This is a genomic window from Binatus sp. (SeqCode), from assembly GCF_036522015.1.
GTDB lineage: Bacteria > Desulfobacterota > Binatia > Binatales > Binataceae > Binatus.
Genome location: NZ_DATDGQ010000032.1, coordinates 1 through 2189, shown reverse-complemented (window position 1 = coordinate 2189; position 2189 = coordinate 1). Strand labels below are relative to the sequence as shown.

General features: G+C 62.3%; 2 protein-coding genes and 1 pseudogene. All 3 read left to right on the top strand.

All coding sequences use genetic code 11. The features are described from left to right. Positions 1 to 112: 112 nt before the first annotated feature. Positions 113 to 898, top strand: coding sequence for a D-alanine--D-alanine ligase family protein (locus tag VIW95_RS01310; protein ID WP_331583225.1), 786 nt, complete (start codon positions 113 to 115; stop codon positions 896 to 898). A gap of 13 nt (positions 899 to 911) precedes the next feature. Next, positions 912 to 1541, top strand: a complete 630-nt coding sequence (locus VIW95_RS01305; RefSeq protein WP_331583223.1) for a non-canonical purine NTP pyrophosphatase — start codon at positions 912 to 914, stop codon at positions 1539 to 1541. A gap of 16 nt (positions 1542 to 1557) precedes the next feature. After that, a pseudogene (locus VIW95_RS01300) lies at positions 1558 to 2189 on the top strand (hypothetical protein); the annotation flags it as partial.

Genomic DNA, 2189 nt, shown 5'->3' with positions numbered 1-2189 from the left:
GGGTCGTGCTGCCAGGTCGGCTTGGTCTCGCCGGTGGCGCAGCCGCCGCCGGCGTCGGGCCAGATCGACTCAGTGTAGGTCGAGCCGCTCTTGGCGAGTTGCGGTACAGGGGCTGCTCGAGCTGGCGGGAATCGCGTACGTGGGAGCGGGGGTGCTCGGCTCGGCGCTTGGGATGGACAAGGACGCGCAAAAGCGGTTGCTGCGCGATGCCGGCGTGGCAGTCGTGAAATATTTCGCGATCGAGCGCGCCGACTATCACGAGACTCCGCGGCTTGGGGCAAAGCTCGCGCGCAAACTTGGGTTTCCAGTATTCGTAAAACCGAATGCGTTGGGATCGTCGATTGGAATCAGCAAGGTGAAGCGCGCGGCCGAGCTAAACGCCGCGCTCGATGACGCTTTCCAGTACGATCGCAAGGCGCTGATCGAGGCCTCGTGCGAGGGCCGCGAGTTCGAGTGCGCGGTGCTCGGCAACGATCGTCCGGAGGCGTCGATTCCCGGCGAAGTCCTGGTCAAGGGCGCGCATGAGTTTTACGACTACGAATCGAAGTACGTCGATCCGGAAGGATCCGCGACGAAAATTCCGGCAGACTTGCCGGCCGCCAAGGCGAAGAAGTTGCGCGCGATGGCGGTGGCGGCGTTCAAGGCTTTGTCGCTGCGGGGAATGGCGCGGGTCGATTTTCTGGCGAGCCGCGACTTGCGCGAAATTTACGTGAACGAGGTGAACACTATCCCCGGCTTCACGTCGATCAGCATGTATCCGAAGCTGTGGGAGGCGTCGGGAGTGCCGCTGTCGAAGCTAATCGATCGGTTGATCGAGCTGGCGCTCGAGGAGCATCGCGAGCGCAACTCTTTGAAGATCACCTATCAGCCGAAGCCTACAGAGAAGCCCGGTAAATGAGCCGATGAATCGGATGCTGATTGCAACTACGAATCGAGCGAAACTTGCCGAGTATCGGTTGATCTTGCGCGATGTCGGAATAGATCTCGAACTCGAGTCGCTCGCCGACCTCGGAATCTCCGAGAGTCCGGAGGAGACTGGCGGGACCTTCACTGAGAATGCGCTGATCAAAGCGAGGTTCTATTTCGAGCGCGCGCGAATTGCGACGCTGGCTGACGACGGCGGTCTCGAGATAGACGCGCTCGGCGGGGACCCGGGAGTCAGATCGCATCGATGGCTCGGTTCGGGTGGCGAAGATTCGGACGACGCGCTGGTCGCGGAAGTGATTCGCCGGATGACGGGCGTCGAGGCGTCGCGCCGGACCGCGCGGATTCGCGCGACGCTGGCGTTGATCCACGAAGAAGGCGGCGTGCTGCGCGAGAAGATTGCGGACGGTGCAATCGAGGGCGTGATTGCCGCCCGCGCGTATTCTGAAATTCGGGCCGGGTTTCCGTATCGCGCGGTGCTGGTTATTCCCGGGCGCAACTGTTATCTGGGCGAACTCGGCGACGAGGAGGAGGCGCAAATCAGCCAGCGCCGGATTGCGGTACTTGAGTTGCGGGACGAGCTGGAGCGGATAGCCGCAGCCCGCGCCGCAGGTTAAGATTGCCACGCAAAAGGTGAACGGCAAGCGCAAGGGCAAAGTCGTCGTGCTGCATCTGGCAGCGCGGTACCCGTTTGCCGGGGTGATCTGGCAACTGCTTCATCATCTGCTGGGGTTCAGACAGCTCGGCCTTGACGTTTATTACATCGAGGATCATCGCGCTTACGTGTACGATCCGACGATCGAGAGCAGCACCCCCGATCCATCGCGCAACCTGAAGGTCCTGGGCAGCGTGATGGAGCGCTACGGCTTCGGCGAACGGTGGGCATTTTTCGATTCGGTGAAAGATGAGTATGTCGGGATGCCGCGCGAACGATGCATCGAGTTGCTGCGCGAGGCCGACGCGGTCATCAATCTTTGCGGCGCGACCGAGCCGCGCCAGGAGCATGAGCGCACCCGCTGCCTGGTGTACCTCGAGACCGACCCGGGAGTGCTGCAGCTCGAGCTCGCGCGCAAAATTCCGACCAGCGTCGCGTTTGCCAGGTCGCACAAATTGTTTTTCACGTACTGCTACAATATCGGCGCGCCCGATTGCCTGCTGCCGACGGCAGGCCTGGATTGGCATCCGACGCGTCCGCCGGTGAATCTCGACGAGTGGCATCCGGGGGTCGGCGTCGCGGAGCCGAGGGCGTTCACGACTGTCGGTAC